19 protein-coding genes are annotated in these 20530 nt (G+C 38.8%); 8 read left to right on the top strand and 11 right to left on the bottom strand.

Annotated features, from left to right (window positions below):
- Positions 1 to 149 precede the first annotated feature (149 nt).
- Complete coding sequence (locus ACFI34_RS00880) at positions 150 to 1331, bottom strand: PQQ-dependent sugar dehydrogenase (protein WP_462672056.1); 1182 nt, start codon at positions 1329 to 1331, stop codon at positions 150 to 152.
- On the opposite strand from ACFI34_RS00880, the gene ACFI34_RS00875 reads away from it, so the two are divergent.
- Entirely contained in the window at positions 1316 to 1768 is a 453-nt protein-coding gene (locus tag ACFI34_RS00875; protein WP_462672055.1) for a hypothetical protein, read from the top strand. The two genes, ACFI34_RS00880 and ACFI34_RS00875, sit on opposite strands and share 16 nt — an antisense overlap.
- An 80-nt stretch (positions 1769 to 1848) precedes the next feature.
- Here ACFI34_RS00875 and ACFI34_RS00870 read toward each other — a convergent pair whose 3' ends face one another.
- Both ACFI34_RS00870 and ACFI34_RS00865 read right to left on the bottom strand, forming a co-directional pair.
- Positions 1849 to 3048 carry an Nramp family divalent metal transporter gene (locus ACFI34_RS00870; protein WP_006792854.1) on the bottom strand — a complete coding sequence of 400 codons (1200 nt, stop codon included), beginning with the start codon at positions 3046 to 3048 and terminating at the stop codon, positions 1849 to 1851.
- Positions 3049 to 3330: 282 nt separating this feature from the next.
- Entirely contained in the window at positions 3331 to 4593 is a 1263-nt protein-coding gene (locus ACFI34_RS00865; RefSeq protein WP_462672054.1) for a valine--pyruvate transaminase, read from the bottom strand.
- 235 nt (positions 4594 to 4828) lie between these two features.
- On the opposite strand from ACFI34_RS00865, the gene ACFI34_RS00860 reads away from it, so the two are divergent.
- Positions 4829 to 5869 carry an endonuclease/exonuclease/phosphatase family protein gene (locus tag ACFI34_RS00860; RefSeq protein WP_462672199.1) on the top strand — a complete coding sequence of 347 codons (1041 nt, stop codon included), beginning with the start codon at positions 4829 to 4831 and terminating at the stop codon, positions 5867 to 5869.
- A gap of 158 nt (positions 5870 to 6027) precedes the next feature.
- Positions 6028 to 6447 carry an MAPEG family protein gene (locus ACFI34_RS00855; RefSeq protein WP_243530687.1) on the top strand — a complete coding sequence of 140 codons (420 nt, stop codon included), beginning with the start codon at positions 6028 to 6030 and terminating at the stop codon, positions 6445 to 6447.
- Positions 6448 to 6505: 58 nt separating this feature from the next.
- Here the strand turns inward: ACFI34_RS00855 and ACFI34_RS00850 are convergent, their stop codons facing one another.
- Positions 6506 to 8353, bottom strand: a complete 1848-nt coding sequence (locus ACFI34_RS00850; protein ID WP_462672053.1) for an ABC transporter ATP-binding protein — start codon at positions 8351 to 8353, stop codon at positions 6506 to 6508.
- Positions 8354 to 8494: 141 nt separating this feature from the next.
- On the bottom strand, positions 8495 to 9328 hold the full coding sequence (locus tag ACFI34_RS00845) for a hypothetical protein (RefSeq protein WP_462672052.1): 834 nt from the start codon (positions 9326 to 9328) through the stop codon (positions 8495 to 8497).
- Positions 9329 to 9614: 286 nt separating this feature from the next.
- Between ACFI34_RS00845 and ACFI34_RS00840 the strand changes: the two genes are divergently transcribed.
- Positions 9615 to 10019, top strand: coding sequence for a GFA family protein (locus ACFI34_RS00840; protein ID WP_462672051.1), 405 nt, complete (start codon positions 9615 to 9617; stop codon positions 10017 to 10019).
- Here the strand turns inward: ACFI34_RS00840 and ACFI34_RS00835 are convergent, their stop codons facing one another.
- Positions 10020 to 10823 (bottom strand): polyamine aminopropyltransferase, encoded by an 804-nt coding sequence (locus tag ACFI34_RS00835; RefSeq protein WP_462672050.1) that lies wholly within the window; start codon positions 10821 to 10823, stop codon positions 10020 to 10022. It abuts the gene before it with no gap.
- A gap of 292 nt (positions 10824 to 11115) precedes the next feature.
- On the opposite strand from ACFI34_RS00835, the gene ACFI34_RS00830 reads away from it, so the two are divergent.
- The 3 genes from ACFI34_RS00830 (at position 11116) to ACFI34_RS00820 (ending at position 14006) form a co-directional block, all read left to right on the top strand.
- Positions 11116 to 11529: a hypothetical protein gene (locus ACFI34_RS00830; RefSeq protein ID WP_462672049.1), complete on the top strand. Its 414-nt coding sequence runs from the start codon at positions 11116 to 11118 to the stop codon at positions 11527 to 11529.
- Positions 11530 to 12056: 527 nt separating this feature from the next.
- On the top strand, positions 12057 to 13445 hold the full coding sequence (locus ACFI34_RS00825) for a M28 family peptidase (protein WP_462672048.1): 1389 nt from the start codon (positions 12057 to 12059) through the stop codon (positions 13443 to 13445).
- Positions 13446 to 13562: 117 nt separating this feature from the next.
- A complete protein-coding gene (locus ACFI34_RS00820; protein ID WP_462672047.1) occupies positions 13563 to 14006 on the top strand; it encodes a DUF4826 family protein in 444 nt (147 codons plus the stop codon).
- A gap of 42 nt (positions 14007 to 14048) precedes the next feature.
- Here the strand turns inward: ACFI34_RS00820 and ACFI34_RS00815 are convergent, their stop codons facing one another.
- From ACFI34_RS00815 to mnmA, 5 genes are all read right to left on the bottom strand, one after another.
- A complete protein-coding gene (locus ACFI34_RS00815) occupies positions 14049 to 14507 on the bottom strand; it encodes a GNAT family N-acetyltransferase (protein WP_462672046.1) in 459 nt (152 codons plus the stop codon).
- A gap of 16 nt (positions 14508 to 14523) precedes the next feature.
- Positions 14524 to 15681, bottom strand: coding sequence for a JmjC domain-containing protein (locus ACFI34_RS00810; protein WP_462672045.1), 1158 nt, complete (start codon positions 15679 to 15681; stop codon positions 14524 to 14526).
- Positions 15682 to 15768: 87 nt separating this feature from the next.
- Positions 15769 to 17139 (bottom strand): adenylosuccinate lyase, encoded by a 1371-nt coding sequence (gene purB, locus ACFI34_RS00805; RefSeq protein ID WP_006792839.1) that lies wholly within the window; start codon positions 17137 to 17139, stop codon positions 15769 to 15771.
- 31 nt (positions 17140 to 17170) lie between these two features.
- Positions 17171 to 17773 (bottom strand): high frequency lysogenization protein HflD, encoded by a 603-nt coding sequence (hflD, locus tag ACFI34_RS00800; protein ID WP_006792838.1) that lies wholly within the window; start codon positions 17771 to 17773, stop codon positions 17171 to 17173.
- Positions 17773 to 18873, bottom strand: coding sequence for a tRNA 2-thiouridine(34) synthase MnmA (gene mnmA / locus ACFI34_RS00795; RefSeq protein WP_462672044.1), 1101 nt, complete (start codon positions 18871 to 18873; stop codon positions 17773 to 17775). Before mnmA ends, hflD begins: the two co-directional genes overlap by 1 nt.
- Positions 18874 to 19216: 343 nt before the next feature.
- On the opposite strand from mnmA, the gene ACFI34_RS00790 reads away from it, so the two are divergent.
- Positions 19217 to 20479 (top strand): sensor domain-containing diguanylate cyclase, encoded by a 1263-nt coding sequence (locus tag ACFI34_RS00790; protein WP_462672043.1) that lies wholly within the window; start codon positions 19217 to 19219, stop codon positions 20477 to 20479.
- Positions 20480 to 20530 lie beyond the last annotated feature (51 nt).

The raw sequence follows: 20530 nt of genomic DNA, 5'->3' as shown, positions 1-20530 counted from the left end.
GTATAACCAAGCTTAATCTGCCGTATAACAGTGGAGAAATAAAGGGGTCAAATCTTGACTTCAGACATCAAACTGCAAATAGCAAAAGCGTCCTAATATAACCCATTATATTTCTCTAAAAGCGAAGCGCCTCAAATCCTCTTTGTGAATTAATTGGCTTTAAACAACATCAGCTTAGCATCTTTCCCATCAGTTAATATGGCTACATTACCTTGCGTAGTTACAAATACATCTCTTAATCGTCCCGTTGCTTCTGGAAATACATGCGACTGGGTGAATTTACCATTCGCTAAATTAACGCTGTAGAGTTTTTTATCTACAAGCGTGGTAATGAGCACATGTTTTTGAAGCGAAGGGAATGCGGCGTGTTTAGAGCCATAATACGCCATACCCGATGGGGCGATTGATGGCGTCCAATCTACGCTTGGTTTTTGCATGCCCGGGTAGTCTCTAAATGGAGATATGCGCGCTTGCGAGTAATCGTCACCGTTTGTAATGACTGGCCACCCGTAATTATTTCCAGCCGTTAAGTAGTTTAGCTCGTCGCCACCTGCGGGTCCGTGTTCGTGGCTTACAATTTGTTGTGTGTCATAGTCGTACACTAAACCTTGAAGGTTACGGTGCCCATACGAATACACCGCATGAGCTGTTGAGTTTTTGTGGTCAATAAAAGGGTTATTTTTGGGTGTTTTGCCATTGGCTGTAATGCGCAGTGTTTTGCCTAGCTGGCTGGTTACTACTTGTGCTTGCTCTCGGTAGTCAAAACCATCGCCACTTGAAAACAGTAAAGTGTTATCAGGGAGAATAAGGGCGCGACCAGAGTAATGTTGTGGTGTGTCTTTATCTGTGGCTACGTTGTAAATGATGGTTGGCGTTGTAAAACGTGTACCGTTGAAGGTGGCTTTAGCTATTACGAGCCTGTTTGCATCAAGATCGCCTTGGGCGTAGGTAAAAATAATTTCTTTGGACTTAGCAAAATTCGGTGTGAGTACTATATCAAGTAAACCACCTTGACCTGCAACGTATAAACCTTCAAGTGGTAATTTTATTCTACTTTGCTCGTTATTTTTAATAACCACTACGTGGCCGTCGCGTTCGGTTATTAACCATGTACCATCGGGCAGTTGCACCATACTCCAAGGCGAGTTTAGCTGTGTAGCGAGTGTTTGCGTTGTATATTGTTTTTTAGGTAATGCATTGTTTGCATTGACGTTAAACGAGAAGAGCAGGAATAGTATAAAAAGCGAGATGCATTGTTTACCGCGCAAGCCTTTGTTACTGTATGAAAAATTATTTAGTTTAAATTGAGAAAACCATGTTGTTTTTAACACGCATACTCCCTTCATTTTTAGTTGCTTGGTTACTAACGTTTACGCTTGCTAGCTTGTTTCATAGTCAATACGTTGTCAATCAATTAGTTAATGTAGGTGTAGTGGTAGAGTTTGCTGACCGTGTTAATTTAACACTCGACGATTGGTTAGGTTTATTTCCTACTTATGGCGCTATTATTGCTTTTGCACTCACTATTGCTTTTTTAGTGACTTGGTTTATTAATAAAAAATTAAAAGCACATAGTACTGGGCTGTTTGTTTTAGCGGGTATAGCCGCCTTTGCGGCGGCGCTCATTGCGATTGAGTCTATTATGAATATAACCATTATTGCTGGCGCAAGAGGGTGGGGTTTTTATTTACAGTTGGTTGCAGGCGCTATTGGCGGTTACGCATTTGCACAACTAATCAAAGTAGTTGAAAACACAAAGTTAAACTAAGTGTTTTTTAAGGTTAGTTACTTAGCTAAAGCCGCTGTTTAATGTAAACAGCGGCTTTTTAAAACCCTTTTTATACTTTATTAAAAAATTAAACCAATGAGTTTGTAACTACTTAAGCCAAAAATAAGCATTAACACAGGTAGAGTAACTAGGTTTAAAATAAACGAGTTGGTAAATTTCCCCATGACTGATTTTTGATTTACTAACCACACTAAGTAAATAGTGATAACAGGAAGTAATAAACCATTAGCCGCTTGGGCAAATATTATAACCGCGACAGGGTCTAACCCAAGAGATGCTACCGCAGCACCAAATAATAAGATGATAATAGCAACGCTTTTAAAGCGAGTGCTTGCCATATCATTTGACCAACCTAACATACCACATACGGCATAAGCCCCAGCAAGCGGCGCGGTTATTGCGCTAGTTAGCCCTGCGGCAAACAACCCTATAGCAAAAAAGTAATGGGCTGCATCACCGAGCAAGGGCTCTAGTTGTACTGCCATGTTTGCTGCGCTAATTTGCCCTGCGTTTGTTCCATAAAAAGCGACCGACGCGGTAGATAAAATAGCTAATGTGATTACACCGCCCAAAGTAATTGAAAGGCCAGTATCAACATTGGTTTGCTTAATTACTTTTTGTAAGTCACTTTTGCTGTCGTGCTTAGCTGCTAAAACACCAGAGTGCAAAAATAGGTTGTACGGCACTATGGTTGTACCAACCAACGCTAAAACAGTTGTTATTGAGCCTTCAGGCAAGCTTGGCGTAAAGCCTGACAATATATCACCCAGTGATGGTGAAGCCATGATCAATGTAGATATAAACACCAAGCTCATTAAAATCACTAATACTATAAGTGCGTTTTCTACCACTTTATGTTTGCCGCTATAAAGTAAACCAGCACTTAAAAAAGCAATTAGAGGGGTCCATATTTGTGGATTAACGTTTGGAAATATGCCAATTAATCCCATACTCGCGCCACTTAAATTACCCGCTTCGTATGCTGCACTGCCAACACCTATGGCGCTGATCACCAAAAATATGGCTAACGATTTAAATAGCGGGGTTTGAATATTTGCCCTAAGTGCTTGCGCTAAGTCTTGGCCTGTTGCAACGCCAAGGCGTGCCGCCATTGATTGCAGTAATATAGTGGCAATAACTGAAAATAGTAATGTCCAAATAAGCGCAAAACCAAAGTTTGCGCCTGCCACACTGGCTGTGGTGATTGTACCTGGCCCAATAAAGGCAGCAGTGACGAGTAATCCTGGACCTAATCGCATAATTTACCTTAATAGTGTTATTGCATGTTGCTATTTAAAGTTACACCTAACGTTTAAAACCAATAATTATACGCGAAGCCTGTTGTGTATTGCCGCAACTTAAAATAAGTGCGGTGCAGCTAAAGACGCTTATTTACGGGTGCTTTTATGTAAGCATATGCTAAAAAAGGTCGAGTAGGATACCAATTTATATATAAATTTAAAGGGGATAGAACGCGTTTGCATAAACTTTAAACGAGTATGAGGCCATCAATTAAACTCATAATGACACTGTATGTGTATTTACATTATGAGTGTTTTAATTGCTTCTAGGCCTTTTTTGAGCGTTGCTTCATCGGTGGCGTAATTAATACGCACGCATTGATGTTTGTGCTCCCAGCTATCTTCAATACCTATAAAAAAGTTGTGGCCAGGAATTATATACACATCTTGTTTTTTAAGTTTTTGGTAAAGCTGTTCGCTAGTTATTTTTAAATCTTTAAACCATAGCCACATAAAAAATGCGCCTTCTACCTTATGTATATAAACCGGTAAGTCAGCAAATATTTCATCAAATAGGCTAACAGCGACCTGTGCTTTATTTTTATAAAAAGGCAAAATGGTATTTTTACACAGAGGCAGTAGTTCATTGTCTTTGATTAAGCGGGTGACTATGCTTGGCCCAAAACTATTAGGTGATAACACCATAGCGCCATTAACGCGGCTAATTGCTTTAATTATCTCGTTATTGGCAACCACTATACCGGTGCGCAGGCCTGGCAAGCCCAGTTTTGAAAGTGACATACACAATATAATGTTTGAGTTCCAGGTTAGGTTTGCATCGGTATAAATACAGCCAGGGAATGGGTCGCCATAGGCGTTATCAATAATAAGTGGGATATTGTATTGCTTTGCGAGTAAGTCTAGTTGATGAACTTCATCGTCGGTGATTACGTTACCCGTTGGGTTGGTAGGGCGCGACACACATAATGCGCTTATGCTGTTGTCGTTGGCAAGTACAGCCTTAGCCGCATCAAAATCAATTACATATTTAAACTGTTTAGAGCCGTTTGGTGTATTTAGTATTTCTATTTCGGGTTTAATGGCCACAAACATATCGTCAGTTAAACCTTGGTCGGCATAGCCTACGTATTCTGGCGCAAGTGGAAAAAGTACTTTTTTATGGCTGCCATCAGCCATTTTGCCTGCAAATAGGTTAAATAAAATAAAAAAGTTAGCTTGGCTACCATTTCCTAATGCAATATTGCTCGCTGTTAAATTCCACGCATATTCTTGTGTTAACTGATTGGCAAGGGCTGCTCTAAACTCATCGTTACCCGTTGGGCCATCGTAAAGGCCCATTATTTGCGCTATTTTATTATTTTTTACTAAATGATTTAGCTCGTTAATGAACGCTGTGTTTACTTGTGGCACAGAGGCGGGGTTGCCTCCGCCAAGCATCACTAAATTAGGGTTGTTACTGTTTTTAGCATTACCAAGATCTTCCATTAGCTGTGTAATGCCATTGGGTTGAGTAAATTTGCTGCCAAAGTGTGAATAGTTCATAAAACCTAATACATTTAATAAATTAGGCAAAGAGTATAACGTAAAAAAACGGAGTAAATTTATAGATGAGAATAATTCACGACTTATACATACGGCCTTCCTGCGTTATAATCGTTGCAGTATTAAATGTAGGTGTTTAGTTATCAATAACCCAAATAAAATAAACGACGACCCAGTCAACTTGCCCACAGAGCCTGTAATTAATAATACCGAGCTTAAAATAGCGACCTTTAATTTGTTTAACTACCTTGAACCACCTAACGCCTACTACGAATTTGAACGTATATACACCGCTGAGCAATGGGCAAGAAAACAGCGCTGGATCACCGAATACATAAACGAGCAGCAGCCCGATGTAATTGGTTTTCAGGAAATATTTAGTATTGAGTCACTTAAAGAATTAATGCTAAACCAAGGTTATAACCATTTTGCTGTAGTTGATAAACCCCATGTTATAGATGATTTTATTTTTAAGCACCCTGTTGTTGGTATTGCCTCTAAATACCCGATTGTTGATGTAATAGCGGTAGAGCATGATGAGGAACTAGCATGCTCACTTGGTTTAACACAGTCGTTTTCATTTAGTCGTAAGGTACTCAGGGCCACAGTTACGTTACCTCACTTAGGAGATACAGATTGCTATGTTGTACACTTTAAATCTAAGCGGGGCATGCTTGAGGTAGACGAGCACAATAAAGCGGTCACAGCCGAGCAAAACATTGTCGATATTTTAAAAGCGAATGTAGCAGGGAGTTGGGGCTCAACAATTCAACGCGGCAGCGAAGCGACTTTACTCATGATACAAATGATCACCCGACGAGAAGCGACTCAAAACCCCATGGTATTAATGGGCGATTTTAACAACGACCTTGCTGATGGTGTACTTAACCACCTGCTAACCAATACATTAAGGTTTGCGCCCGCAATGGATGCCAAAGCCTACCTAGCTAAGTACTGTTTGTATGATTCGTGGGCATTATTTGAAAAACTAGTAATTACTGCTGATGATGCTCAGCAAGCGAGTAACAGTGATGGTGAAAACACTGCTCAAACAGCACCACTAACACGTAAAGCAACTCACTACTTTGGTACAAGCAGCTCAGTGCTTGATTATATTTTACTGTCGTGCGAGTTTGACCCAAGCTACGATGATAGTTTTTTTGAAGTAAGTAACCATAATACGTACGACAGGCATTTAATTAACCCCGAATATGAGCGAGACGACTTAACCACTGACCATGGCGTTGTGTGTATTACTTTAAACCTCAGAACTTAAAAAGCCCGTTGTAAAATGGCACTTGGTAATATGTAGTTATTACAAAAGTAATTTCCAACATATTGCAAGCTACTGAATAGATAGAGCTTTTATTTGGTATTTAATTTGCACAAGTAATGCAGCTTTAATTACTTAGTTTTAAAATAAAGGATTTAACAATGAATGACGTGTCTTTATCTGCTTATTTGGGATTTTATTTTTACTTAATTATGCTGGTGGTGCAGTGGGGTGTTGCGACCTTTAGCAAAGCCAAGGAGCCCGGTGCAGTGCCGGGTAAAATTAGCGACGATTTATCGCACGATAGCTTTATATTTAGAGCGCACCGTACGTTTCAAAATACATTAGAAAACAGCGCATTATTTATAGGCACGGTGTTATTTGCATTTGTAATTAATTACCAAAGCGCAATTTTTGCAATGTGTGTGTGGGTGTATGTCGTTGCGCGTTTAATTCACATGATTTTATACTATGTTATTGCAACAGAGAAAAACCCAAGCCCGCGTACGTATTTCTTTTTAATTAGCTTTATTGCCAACATTGTGATGTTGGTACTAATAGGTTTTCGTTTAGTAGCTTAATAAATAAAAACCGACGTTTTAGTGTTAGTACTACTACGTCGGTTTTTTGTATTAAGTGTTATTCTACCCCAATAAATCCACCTGTTTGATGAGCCCAAAGGCCTGCATATATGCCCCCTTGTGCAATGAGTTCATCGTGTGAGCCTTGCTCAACGACGTCACCATTATCTAACACGATGAGTCTATCCATTTGTGCAATGGTAGACAGCCTATGCGCTATAGCGATAACCGTTTTTCCTGTCATTAAATCATCAAGGCTTGCTTGAATAGCCGCTTCAACTTCTGAATCAAGTGCGCTGGTCGCTTCGTCTAAAATAAGAATAGGGGCATTTTTAAGCAACACACGTGCAATGGCAATACGTTGGCGTTGACCGCCTGATAAAGTTACACCACGTTCGCCAACCTGTGCCTCAAACCCTTTATTGCCTTTTGAGTCTTCTAAATCGCTAATAAAATCGAGCGCTTTAGCTTGTTTTGCGGCGTTTAACATTTCAGCTTCGGTCGCGTCGGGGCGACCGTATAAAATATTATCTTTAACAGAGCGGTGAAGCAGAGAAGTGTCTTGCGTTACCATAGCAATATAGCGGCGAAGACTTTCTTGGCTTACGTCAGTAATATTTTGCCCGTCAATCTTAATTGTGCCAGAGTCGGTATCATAAAAGCGCAGCAGTAGGTTAACAAGCGTTGATTTACCTGCGCCAGAGCGGCCAACTAAACCTATTTTTTCACCGGGTTTAATATTAAGATTTAACCCATTCATTACCGGGCCACGGTTAGTTTCGTTGGCGGCTTTGCCATAATTAAAATGTATATCTTTAAACTCAATACTGCCTTGGGTTACTTCAAGGGTGTTTGCGTTTGGTTTATCGTCTACTTTTATTGGGTTTGATAATGTTTTCATACCATCGGTTGCGGTGCCAATATTTTCAAACAGGCTGCTTATTTCCCACATGATCCACTGCGCCATACCGTTTAACCTAAGCGATAAACTAACTGCAACGGCTATAGCGCCAGCACTAATTGCACTCATTGACCATAAATAAAGCGATAATGCGGCAACACTAAATACCAACAAATAGTTAAGCGTATTAATAGCAAAGTTAAGGCTGGTTACTAAGCGCATTTGTTTATATACGGGTTGTAAAAATACATCCATGCTTTGCTTGGCGTACTGCTCTTCGCGTTGGGTGTACGAAAAAAGTTTAATAGTTGAAATGTTAGTGTAGCTATCAACAATACGGCCCGTCATTTCTGATCGCGCATCGGCTTGTGAGCTGGCAATTTTTTTAAGTTTAGGCACAAAGTAAACCTGTATTGAAGCATACAAAGCAAGCCATACAAGCAAAGGGATCATCAAGCGCCAATCAGCTTCAGCAACTAAAAACACCATAGCGCCAAAATAAACCACTATGTACATAAGTACATCAAGCAGTTTCATTACCGCCTCGCGAACAGCTAAAGACGTTTGCATTACTTTGGTAGCAATGCGCCCTGCAAATTCATTTTGATAAAAGCTTACACTTTGGCGTAGTAAATAACGATGCGCTGACCAGCGAATCGACATAGGGTAATTACCCAATAAGGCTTGATGCAAAATAGCGGCGTGAAAAAACACCACAATAGGCAAAACGACTAACAGCATAACAGCCATTTTTATCAGCTCAGTTTTTTGCTCTACAAATAGGGTTTGTGGGGTATGGGTACTTAGCCAATCAACCAATTGGCCCATATAACTAAACAACGATACTTCTAAAATAGCTAACAGCGCAGCACTTATCGACATAAGCACTAACGAGAGTTCCATGCCCTTGGTGTAATGGCGGCAAAACGCAAATAAAGTAGAAGGCGGCTGAATGGGTTTTTCCTCAGGAAATGCGTTGGTCATTCTTTCAAAGAGTCGATACATTTTAAAAACTTAAATAGCAAATAATGTGAAGTATCATACCATTTAAGTATTTTTAAATGCAGTTTTGTATTAACTAACATGAGCTTTAGTTGAGAGATTCTATATCTAAAATTCAGGTTAGTTATTACTTATACAGGCTTTTTATCTAACAGGGTTTGAAAGATTGATGCCTCGGCTCATATATAAGTCGTCGTATTTTAAACCGCCGTTACCATAGGGCTTTTTAGCCGGACCAGTATTTGCGTTTGCCAAAAAGTAAATAAGTGGTTGTTCACGTTTCATTCTAAATTTTGCATTTTTATACACGAGTGTTTGTGTTGTAAACTCACCGCCTTGAACATACACATTATATTGTTGGCCTTGCATTTTTGTAGGCGCGTTATTCACTACATACCAGATGCTGTACCATTGATTTGTGTTAAGGGGCTTTGCTGATTTGGCGGCGTTGTAGTTTTGAATGTTGCTGTAACCTTTATCTGTTTTGACCATTAAAGCGCCATCGTTTTTAAATCCATTCGACTCGGCTTTGTCTGTTACACGTAAGGTAGGTTCAAACGCATTGTAACCATGCTTTTTAATTTCATTGGGCTGTAAGTTACTTAAGCCAAAAGCGTGATTGTTAGGAAACGTTTCTACATTTATGCGCGTAAAAAATGTATAGGTTTCTCCCACTTCAACTACTTTTGGTAGCTTAGTAAAACTGAGTGCTTTTCGATTACCAATAATGCCTTCGGCGGCTGGTTTTTTTAATAAGTAATGATTTGAGGATTCAGCCTCTCGTGAAATTTTTGTCACTTGTGGGTTGGCTATGTATGGATTGGTTTGATTGTCTGTATCAGCTTTTTGCCATGTTAGCGTTTGCGTTTCAAAATTATCGATTAACAGCCATAGATTTGTGGAAGGGTGTTGGTGATTTTGGCTGCATGCTACTAACGTGATTAACCACATTGGCAGAAGAACGTTTTTATAGCGCATTGTTTGCTCTTTATTTAATTGTTATTGATAGCATAAACAGGAAAAAATGGTTATTGGTAATAATTTTTTTGTTGAATGACTTAAGTTTTATATTACCAAATTGCGGTTTATTTATAACCAATAACTGATTTATTGTAAACCAAAAAAATTTAACGCGCTTAAGTTTAAGCAAAAGCTATATAAATTTTGTAGTCGCGCTCAGTAAATAACTAAAACTTATTCATATCAAATAACTTTATAGTTAACATACGCCTGTGCTTATTTTTGAAATTAATAAGGAAGTGTTATGTATTTAGGCTCTTGTTTGTGTGGAAAAGTAAATGTGAAAATTACAGGCAATATTACCAGTATTATTCACTGTCACTGTTCTTTGTGTAGAAAAAATAGCGGAACAGCGTTTGCTACAAATGGTTTTGTAAACGCTGATGAGTTTTTAATCACTCAAGGGCAAGACTCATTAAGTGGATACGCGTTTAAACCCGGTAAAACACGGTATTTTTGTGCCTGCTGTGGTTCGCCTATTTATAGCGAAAATACTAGTGATAAAAGCCGTTTTCGTATTCGATTAGGTTTACTGGATTCAGATATTGCAGAAAAACCTATATCTCATAATTTTGTTACATCAAAAGCGAATTGGGAACAGTTAGAAACCAGTTTGCCTTGCTATGAAAAGCATGAACCCGGTCGCTAATTAAAAAGATTCAATGTGGTAAATATGATTAATATCTTGATATAAATTAGGAGCAAGATGTTTAAAAACGTCAGAATCTTGAATATTGTCTACGCTAATGTGTTTTAGTGAGCTAGGGCTTAAAACAATAACAATGTTTTTATACTCATTAAATTCAACAAGTGCGATTGCTTTAAAGTACTTTCTTAACAAGGCCAATAACAGCTGTAACTCTTGACCTGTTTTAGGGTTTAAGTTGAGTGTTATTTGACTGCTTGAATTGCAACAGCGCGTCATATTTTGCCAAAAAAGAGCGCTGTTTAAAAATGGTTGGTGGTACTCTCCACTGAATATGTCGATGGTGATCACATCGTATTTAATTTTACATTGCTGAATAAATTGCTCTGCTGACTCTACAAATACAGAGTGTGGTTTTGGCAAATAAAAATGTGTTTGTGCAATTTCAACCACATCTGGGTTAATTTCAACGGTGTTAAAGGTGTGTAGAGTATTTAAAAATTTTGTTTTATTGAAAAGATAATAGATAACTCGCTCTACGCCCGCGGTTCCCAACCCTAAATTTAGCATTTTAAGATTGGTTACCGGTTTTAATAAAAACAGCAGCATGCTTTGATTTACAGGTACCAAAACTTGCTCTGATTTGCTTTTGCTCATTACGCCCTGAATAACAGCATCTTGTTCACGTTTTTCGTCAAGTGTTAACCAACGGTATTGCGCGTTTTCATAAACATAGATAGGACCAAGCGTGGTTTGCTTAAATTGTACAAGGTTACATTTTAACGTTTCATTTTTTAACTGGCGCATACTCTTACTTTTTAAATTGACTACTTAACCGGAACTCTGATTGAGTGATTTACTAACGTGTTAAATCATGATGATAATTAAATTTTACTCGTCTGGGATTTTTAATAAAAACAAGGCGAATTTACCGGCAATAGGTGCTTGGGATCGCTCTATTATCCAGAGTCTAAGTTTCTTAGTTTGGCACGAAAATAAAAAGTTTACTTAAGTTATTTGGTTATAAGTTTATTGATTTGCTTTACCGTGTAGTATTTTGGCTTAAGTTAAATCATTTAAAACATTCAAGGAGAGAAAAATGGGATTAATTTTAGGCCCTGTGCTGTTAATTTGGCTCGCTATTTTTATTTACTCAGTTCGACTCGGTTATTTGCTTATTTATAAAAATATGGCTTTAGAGATCACGCTAATTATTTTCATCGTTGCTTTAGTTGGTGCTATTGCCTTTGTATTTTATGGTTACAGGCAATTTATAAATGAAGCGTCGTTGTGGGCATTTGAAATACCCAGCTATTTTGTATTCAACAAATTTGCAATATCCACTGTTGTTTTGGCTTTATGTTTACATTTTTTTTCTACTAGTATGCAAACAAGCGCAGCCGTTAATTGTGTGGTGTTTATACTTTTGTTTATGTTTTCTGCTGCAGTGTTATTAAGTGTGGGGTTACATGACCGTTTTATAGGTTATAACAATATCCAACTTACTCATTAATTCAAGGGTAGAAGATGAGATCGTTTATTTGTGCTGTACATTTTGTGTGTGCTCAATGGCTAAAAAAAGTTGACCCAAATAATACGCAAACGGGGTGCAAGGCGAGTGTCCTAATCGGTATGGTGCTATCTATTTATATTGGTTTATTTGCTCTTTTCTTTTGTTTTGATTATGTAAAATTACTTACTGATTCCGTTAGAAATAATTTAATCGTGTTCAGTACACTTTATTTAGCGTTAATTTTAGGGGGTATGCATTTAGCGTTGGGTAACGCTGTGGATTATAAAAGCAGAGTTCGTGCAAGGTTGAATACAACAGTGCTTAGGCATTACACGCTTGGGTTAAAACTTTGGATATTTGGTCTGATACCTTACTTTATAACTTTGGTAACTATTTTTATATTGAACTCGAATTAGTACTATTCTTTTCTGCGCTTTAGCGTGCTTATTTTCGTATCTACCTCAAATTAATTGCGATATACAAATACATAGGTAATTGTAAACCAATAAAAATAAGGAGCTACATAAATGCTTAAACCATCAATTAAATTATTAAAGCTAAGCATGCTTGCGTTTGCTTGCTCAGCATCAAGTGGCGTTATTGCGGCTGATATGCAATATAAAGATCAACAAGATCTGCATGATATTGCGGCAAGTGTGTCAGCAGAGCGAATTGGCAGCGATATTCAAACGCTGGTGGACTTTGGTACACGTCATACACTTTCAGAGACTAAATCTGACAATCGAGGTATTGGTGCTGCTCGACGTTGGATTAAAGCTGAGTTTGAAAAAATATCCGCAAAATGTGGTGGTTGCCTAGAGATTATTGAGGTATCAGACACTATTTCAGGCGAAAAACGTATACCTGATCCTGTTGAGGTGGTAAATATTGTTGCTATTCAGCGCGGCAGTACTGAACCAAATAGAATGGTGATGATGTCGGGTGATATAGACTCACGTGTAAGCGATGTAATGGATTTTACTAGTGACTCTCCTGGCGCTAATGATAATGCATCGGGTGTCGCTGGTGTTATTGAAGCGGCACGCGTACTGAGTAAATATAAATTTAATGGCTCTGTGGTTTACGCTGCGTTATCAGGGGAAGAGCAGGGGTTATTTGGCGGTAAAATTTTAACCGCGCACGCTCAAAAGAATAACTGGCAAGTACATGGTGTTTTAAATAATGACATGATTGGCAATATTACCGGTATAAATGGAGTGACTGACAACACAACCGCACGTATTTTTTCAGAAGGTACACGTGTTGTTGAAACAAAAGCACAGGCTCGTACTCGTCGATTTACGGGTGGTGAGGTTGACTCTGCAAGTAGAAATTTAGCCCGTTATATTGATACTGTTGCAGATAGGTACATCCCCAACCTTGATACAATGCTTGTTTACAGGCTAGACAGGTTTGCACGAGGCGGGCACCATCGTCCATTTAACGATGCTGGGTTTGCAGCAGTGCGCATAATGGAAACAAACGAGCATTATGATCGTCAACACCAAGACCTACGCACAGAAAATGGCATTACATATGGCGATACGATTGACGGGGTTGATTTTGATTATGCAGCTAAACTAACATCACTCAATGCGGTAACTATGGCATCTATGGCTTGGGCTCCAGCCCCTCCTAAAGACGTTAAAATTACTGGCGCAGTAAAGGCTAGTACTTCGTTTTCGTGGCAAAAAAGTAATGATGACACAATTGCCGGTTATAAAATATATTGGCGTTACACAAGCGAGCCGCAATGGCAGTTTAGTAAATACGTTGGTAATGTTTCTGATTTCACACTTGAGAATGTAGTAATAGACAATTATTTCTTTGGTATTTCATCCGTTAGTCATGATGGTTTTGAGTCGCCAGTTGTGTTCCCTGGGGATGTTGGTTCGTTTGACCATAATATAAAATAGCAATTTGTATAAAAACAAAGCAGTCAGAGTTTTTAAAGTGCAAGCAGCCTGTTTTATGCTTGCACCTTATTTACTAAGACCTTACAGTGTTTAAAAAGAAGTAATAAGGTCATTACAATGGAACAACAACAAAAACAATTAACACCTGAAGAGCAAGCATTAGCTGAGCAACAACGTGTTGCATGGCAACGTGGATGTTTTCAAACTGCACAAAAGTATTTAGCAGAAAAAGGCATTATGCCTAAATCTGTAGTTGATCAAGACAGCCGCTTTTTAGCCCCTATATGCGCCATGTGGAAATTTAAAGCGCAAAACGGAAAAACGTATTGGGTTGTTACTGGGCAATTACCAACAGACCATGCTGAAGTGGGTGCAGCGTCAGACGCGCGTGATGCCATGCGTTATTTTTCATTGCAATGGCAGTTAAAAGCAGATCAGATAATGAGTGCGGGCGCACGAGATAAAACACAGGCAGACTTTGCTAACCTATTAGTGAAAAGAGCACATGGTCTATACGAGTTATACGATAACGATAAATTGTGGGCATACGAGCCAAAATAATCCGAAAAGGGTAATCAATTTTTGATTACCCTTACAACTCAATTAATGAACTAATGTGAAAGGTGTTGTATCAGCACACCTAACTGGGCATTTAAGTCTTTGCCTTGGTATACCTGCCTCCATAAACACATTACCTTGTTTTATAAAGCCATTACGTATAAAGCGTTCAACTTCGTGTAATACACAATTAACACTGATAGATTCAATGCCTTGCTCTGTAGCCAAATCAAAAATGTAATTGAGTAATGAACAATATACTTTTCGGTTTCTGTGATCAGGCAGTACGGCTAAGCGACTAATTAAGCCGTCCTCACATAATCGTGCAGTAGCTACAGGACAACAGCTATCGTCTGTTACAAGTACATGCAGAGCTAATTTATCGTGGTTATCAAATTCAATACGTTTAGGTATGTGTAGCTCATAAACAAAAACTCGCTCCCTTATTTGTTGTAACTCATTTTTTTGTCGATCCCATTCAACTTTGTTTATACGATAACCCACAATTGCCTCCTACTTGTTACTCTTGGTTTGCGTTAAACCAAATGCCTTCATTAACAAGTATAGTAAACATTTGAACAAAAACTAGACTATTTTGAGCGTTAGCTAATTCATTAGTATTAAACTCGGTTTCGTCCGTTAGTAATTTTACTGCTGCTATGTCCCCGATAGGAAGAGTGAAATTGTCACCATTAATACTTACTAAAAGCTCATTTTCACACTGCTGATAAATTGCTCGTGTTCCACCTACACGTTCAAAAATAGTATCTGGCTCTGCCAATTCGTTTGCTATTTGCTCTTGGGTAAAAGCAGGTTCTACTGGTGCCAAGTCCATTTCATGTTTGGGTTGGCTTAAAGTTTTGCCAAGCCATTGCTTGAATAGACCATCATCTTCTAGCATTGAGGCGATAAGATGCTTAACCTTTCCAGCTTCATCATTTGTAAGTTCACCTTTTGAGGCTCTTGTAACTAAGTTGTGGTCTGTGTAGCGTTTTTGACCGCTTTCAGTATCAATAACATGATCGGCAAAGCTTGATAGTAAATCTTGCTGATTTGGTGCTCTAAATCCAACAGAGTAATTAAGTGCATTTTCAACCGCGTAGCCTTCATGCGGGCAGCCTGGTGGAATATATAAAATATCACCGGGCTCTAAAATGCAGTCTATGACTGCTTCAAAGGCTTCAACTTGCAATAATTTTTTATTTTGAGCAAATTGCTTAAGAGTTGGGTCGGGTAGGCCAACTCGCCAATGACGCTTTCCTTCACCTTGAATAATGAAAACATCGTATTGATCTAAATGCGGGCCAACACCACCATTAGGGGTAGAAAAGCTGATCATTAAATCGTCAATGCGCCAGTTAGGGATAAATCTGAACGGTTCTAGCAGCTGGGCTGCCTCTGGATGCCAGTGGTCGACTGCTTGCACTAATAACGTTGAATTTTCCTCTGTGAGTAAATCAAAATCCTGGAATGGCCCTTGATGGGTTTGCCAGTCGTTATTGTGATTTGTAACAATACGCGATTCAATAGCGTCTTCCATTGCTAAGCCAGCAAGTTCGTTTGCATCAAGCGGATCTTCAAAGTGACTAAACCCTTGTTTGATCAAAAGAGGTTTTTTTTGCCAAAAGTGGGTTAAAAATTCTTGTTCAGATAAATCGTTTATTTTTAATTGATACATACGTTTGCCTGCCGGTAATTGCTTTGCTTTTTATACAAAAAAAGCGAAAGGATAACCCTTTCGCTTTTTGATAGTGGTGATTACTAATTAAACTAAATCATCAATAAATTCAACCGCACGGCCAATGTAATTAGCCGGTGTTAGTTTTTTCATTTCTACTTTAGCAACTTCAGGAAGGTCTAAACCATCGATGAAGTCAGCCATTATTTCTTGATTTACGCGCTTTCCACGGGTTAAATCTTTAAGTTTTTCGTATGGCTTTTCAATGCCGTATTTACGCATAACTGTTTGAATAGGCTCAGCGAGCAATTCCCAGTTTTGGTCTAGCTCTTCAAGTAAACGTGGTTCGTTAACTTCAAGCTTGCTAACACCTTTAAGCGTTGATTGATATGCAATAAGCGCATAACCCATACCCACACCAAGGTTACGTAGCACTGTCGAATCGGTAAGATCACGCTGCCAGCGAGATACAGGCAGTTTTTGTGCAAGGTGTGCAAAAATTGCATTTGCTAAACCTAAGTTACCTTCTGAGTTTTCAAAATCAATAGGGTTAACTTTGTGTGGCATAGTTGATGAGCCAATTTCGCCAGCAATGGTTTTTTGCTTAAAGTGGTTAAGGGCAATGTAACCCCAAACATCACGGTCAAAATCAAGCAAAATAGTATTAAAACGTGCAATTGCATCAAATAATTCTGCAATGTAATCATGTGGTTCAATTTGTGTGGTAAACGGGTTCAATGTTAAACCTAGGCTCGATACAAACTTATCTGCATGAGTATGCCAGTCGTAATCTGGATATGCGCTAAGGTGAGCATTATAGTTACCAACAGCGCCGTTTACTTTACCAAGCATTTCTACTTGCGCAATTTGATCGCGTTGACGCTTTAAACGCATGTATACGTTTGCAAACTCTTTACCCATAGTTGATGGTGTAGCAGGTTGTCCGTGCGTACGAGTCATCATTGGCACTGCTTTGTACTCAATTGCTTTTTCTTTGATGGCGTTAAGTAATTGGTCACAGTATGGCAATAATACGCTGTCACGTGCTTCAGTTAACATTAAACCATGTGATAGGTTGTTAATGTCTTCTGAGGTACATGCAAAGTGAATAAATTCGTTAATAGCATGTAGCTCTGCGTTATCAGCTACTTTTTCTTTTAAAAGGTATTCAACGGCTTTGACGTCGTGGTTAGTTGTTCGTTCAATATCCTTCACGCGCTGCGCGTCGGCTTCACTGAAGTTATCAACAATAGCGTTTAAAAGTGCATTTGCTTGGTCGCTAAATGCGGGCACTTCTTTAATGTCGCTTGCTGCAGCTAACGCTTGCAACCAACGCACTTCAACAATTACACGGTATTTAATTAATCCAAATTCGCTGAAAATACTGCGTAGTTCAGTGGTTTTGCTGCCGTAGCGACCATCAACTGGCGAGATAGCCGTTAACGCTGAAAGCTCCATAATAACTCCTAAATTTTTGTTTGAACGATAATTAAATTTTTGCTTTAGCAATGGCGATTATTTTTCTTTTTGCAAAGAAAAAATGACGGCGTTTACCGCCCATTTGTCGCCACAATACTGCACTTCTGATGCCGGCAAGTAGTAATGCGCGGATTTTATTTTGAGTGAGTTGCTGTTTTAATAACTCGGGTTTACCATAAACCTGTATTCGGTGCCCAAGGGGGCTTAGCACCGACGAGTATATATCTGCCAAACCGGCAACAACGGTGTCATCGGTTATAGCAAAATGGTCTAAACGACGATGAATATCATCAATACGTTTACCTAATTCGTTTAAGCTTTTGTCGTTTGCGCTAAGTGCTCGCTCAAGCTGCATTAAGCCACCCACGTATTTTACAATCTCAACGTCTTTCTGAGCGCCCGCTGATAGCTGTTCCATCAACGTTTTGTAGCCATCTCGTAAATTGTGAGTGCCTTGATATACATCTTCTGGTGATGCTGGCGATGTTTGTACAATACTAGAAAGTAATATGTCTAAATCGTGTTCATTATTACTGCCGTATTGCGCTATTTTTTGTACTTGTTTAGCGGCTTGGCACATAGCGGCAAGCGCCATAACTTGGTGTTCATTCATTACTTGATCACCGAGTCAATAATACCACCGCCTAAGCAAATTTCTTGAGCATAAAATACCGCAGACTGACCGGGTGTAACCGCTTTTTGAGGTTCATCAAATAACACACGGGCCATACCGTCATCACCAACAAGCAAAGTACAGTTTATATCTTCTTGACGGTAACGTGTTTTAACAGTGCAACGTGTTGTGCCTTTTGGACCTGCACGGTCTACCCAGTGAAGTTGGTTAGCATTTAAACCATTACTATATAGACGAGGGTGGTCTTTACCCTGGCCCACAATAAGTACGTTACGCTCGACATCTTTGTCTACAACGTACCAAGGTTCGCCTGAGCCTTCTTTCATTCCACCAATTAATAAGCCTTTTCGTTGGCCTAGAGTGTGGTACATTAAGCCTTCGTGTTCGCCCACGTTATTACCTTCAGTGTCTTCAATAACACCTGGTTGGGCAGGTAAAAATTTTTGTAAAAAGTCTTTAAACTTACGTTCACCAATAAAACAAATACCAGTGCTGTCTTTTTTGTCATGTGTGATTAAATCTTGCTCTTCAGCAATACGGCGAACTTCTGGCTTGGCGATATCGCCTACAGGGAATAGCGTTTGAGCAATGTGTTCATGGCTTAAAGTGTATAAAAAATAGCTTTGGTCTTTGTTGTTATCTAAACCACGGCACATTACATATTTGTCGTCCCGAAGCTCACGACGGACATAATGGCCTGTCGCAATAAAGTCGGCTCCGAGTGCTTGTGCAGCAAATTCCAAGAAGGCTTTAAATTTGATTTCCTTGTTACACATAATATCGGGGTTAGGTGTGCGGCCTGCTTTGTATTCTTCTAAAAAGTATTCAAATACGTTATCCCAATATTCAGCTGCAAAGTTAACAGTATGAAGTTCGATACCTAATTTGTCACACACAGCTTGCGCGTCTTTTAAGTCTTCTGCAGCGGCACAGTACTCGTCATTATCGTCTTCTTCCCAGTTCTTCATAAACAGGCCTTCTACTTGGTAGCCCTGTTGTTGTAACAAATATGCAGATACTGAAGAATCAACACCGCCGGACATGCCAACGATGACTTTAATGTGACTATTTTCGCTCATGAATAATTTCGCTTATACAGATTACTGTTAACTTGGAAAGGCCGCGATTATAGCATGTATTTTGTTTGCGCTTAAAGAGACTAACAAGGCAAACCTTACAATTAGTGAGTAATTTATTAATATAATAAATAGCTAAGGTACCTAAGGCGCTTACATAATTTTTTTTTGATAAAATTTGATTCTAATTCTACGCTTAACAGACAGAACAAAATACGAGTCACGTGTTAAAAATTAATAATAAGTTCTTTAAAAGTGATTAGAGTATATATACACTCATTAATAATAAAGTTTGATGGGTTAGCCCAACCAATTAGCTGTAAAATATAATCAATGGAATGAATATATGAATCACGCATACAAAATTAATAAAATTAGATCGTTCGTAGAACAAAACAAACACCAAGTAAATCTCATTTCGAATGAGCTTTTAATCATAAACCTACAAGAATTAAAAAAGTCAGCCTACCATCTTTTTTATGAACTAATAAAACTCAAGCAAGTTCAATCCCATCACCAAATCAGTGATTTGTTTAATCTAATTAAAAACACTACAGAAATACTTAGTCTCGAAATGAAGCTTTTAGATAAATTAGAACACTGGTGGCTAGAATGGTATTTTGCTATACAAATGCATGAACAATTGAGCGCTGAAAGCAAAGAAATGCCGATGAGCTTTTTATCACGCAGTACCTTAAACCCAATGCGAAAACATGAAATAAGTCACTATGCTAAATTATTTTCAGTACTCCCTATGCCAGTGTGTAATGTGTGCAGCAAAACCGGTGATATTCTTAGGGTAAACCAACGGTTTGTAGATGTGTTTGGTTATACTGTTGAGGATGTACCTAACCTACATGCATGGTGGAAAAAGGCCTACCCAGATCCGCATTATAGAGTGCAAGCTCAAAATTTATGGTCTGAAGCATTAAAAAAAGCGAAAAGTACTAATGACGATATACCTGCCAATAACTACACAGTTGCACGTAGTGATGGCACACAAGTGGTTATGGAGGTATCGGGTATAAATATAGGGGAAGAATTTTTAGCCGTATTTAAAGATGCAACCGAGCGAATAGAGGCTGAGGATATTTTAAGAGATATGGCGTTTTTGGACTCATTAACCAAAATTGCCAACAGGCGTCGATTTGATGAAAAACTTGCCCATGAATTTGATAAAGCGAAGGAGTGTGAGGGGGCAATATCGTTAATAATTATTGATGTTGATTTATTTAAACAGTTTAACGACCGTTATGGACATTTGGCTGGGGATTCTTGCTTATATGAAGTGGCTCAAACTATTGCATCGACAGTAAATCGCCCTGAAGACTTTGTTGCCAGGTATGGTGGTGAAGAATTTGTTGTATTGCTTCCTGATACTGATAAAGAAGGTGCATTATTTATTGCTGAGCAAATACAAAAGGCCGTTGAAAGTTTAGCAATTGTGCATGAAGATACATACAGTGGCTTTTTGTCAGTGAGTATGGGCGTTAACTCAACGGCTAGTTTCAAAGACGATAAGGTGAATTTTGTTAAAGGAGCCGACAACGCACTGTATTATGCAAAAAACCAGGGTAGAAATTGTATTGCATTGCATTCTCAAAGTTAGATTAACTTTTTATTACAAAACTTTAGGTGAGGGGTAGGGAAGGCGTGAAAG

It is taken from the genome of Pseudoalteromonas sp. PSi26, from assembly GCF_054960575.1.
This window is presented reverse-complemented; position numbering and strand designations above follow the sequence as displayed.

Coding starts and splice junctions, on each gene's coding strand:
- ACFI34_RS00840 (WP_462672051.1), top strand. CDS start 9,615: ATGTATTTAGGCTCTTGTTTGTGTGGAAAAGTAAATGTGAAAATTACA.
- ACFI34_RS00830 (WP_462672049.1), top strand. CDS start 11,116: ATGGGATTAATTTTAGGCCCTGTGCTGTTAATTTGGCTCGCTATTTTT.
- ACFI34_RS00865 (WP_462672054.1), bottom strand. CDS start 4,593: ATGAACTATTCACACTTTGGCAGCAAATTTACTCAACCCAATGGCATT.
- ACFI34_RS00855 (WP_243530687.1), top strand. CDS start 6,028: ATGAATGACGTGTCTTTATCTGCTTATTTGGGATTTTATTTTTACTTA.
- ACFI34_RS00850 (WP_462672053.1), bottom strand. CDS start 8,353: ATGTATCGACTCTTTGAAAGAATGACCAACGCATTTCCTGAGGAAAAA.
- mnmA (WP_462672044.1), bottom strand. CDS start 18,873: ATGAGCGAAAATAGTCACATTAAAGTCATCGTTGGCATGTCCGGCGGT.
- ACFI34_RS00875 (WP_462672055.1), top strand. CDS start 1,316: ATGTTGTTTTTAACACGCATACTCCCTTCATTTTTAGTTGCTTGGTTA.
- ACFI34_RS00810 (WP_462672045.1), bottom strand. CDS start 15,681: ATGTATCAATTAAAAATAAACGATTTATCTGAACAAGAATTTTTAACC.
- ACFI34_RS00870 (WP_006792854.1), bottom strand. CDS start 3,048: ATGCGATTAGGTCCAGGATTACTCGTCACTGCTGCCTTTATTGGGCCA.
- ACFI34_RS00790 (WP_462672043.1), top strand. CDS start 19,217: ATGAATCACGCATACAAAATTAATAAAATTAGATCGTTCGTAGAACAA.
- purB (WP_006792839.1), bottom strand. CDS start 17,139: ATGGAGCTTTCAGCGTTAACGGCTATCTCGCCAGTTGATGGTCGCTAC.
- hflD (WP_006792838.1), bottom strand. CDS start 17,773: ATGAATGAACACCAAGTTATGGCGCTTGCCGCTATGTGCCAAGCCGCT.
- ACFI34_RS00835 (WP_462672050.1), bottom strand. CDS start 10,823: ATGCGCCAGTTAAAAAATGAAACGTTAAAATGTAACCTTGTACAATTT.
- ACFI34_RS00820 (WP_462672047.1), top strand. CDS start 13,563: ATGGAACAACAACAAAAACAATTAACACCTGAAGAGCAAGCATTAGCT.
- ACFI34_RS00825 (WP_462672048.1), top strand. CDS start 12,057: ATGCTTAAACCATCAATTAAATTATTAAAGCTAAGCATGCTTGCGTTT.
- ACFI34_RS00845 (WP_462672052.1), bottom strand. CDS start 9,328: ATGCGCTATAAAAACGTTCTTCTGCCAATGTGGTTAATCACGTTAGTA.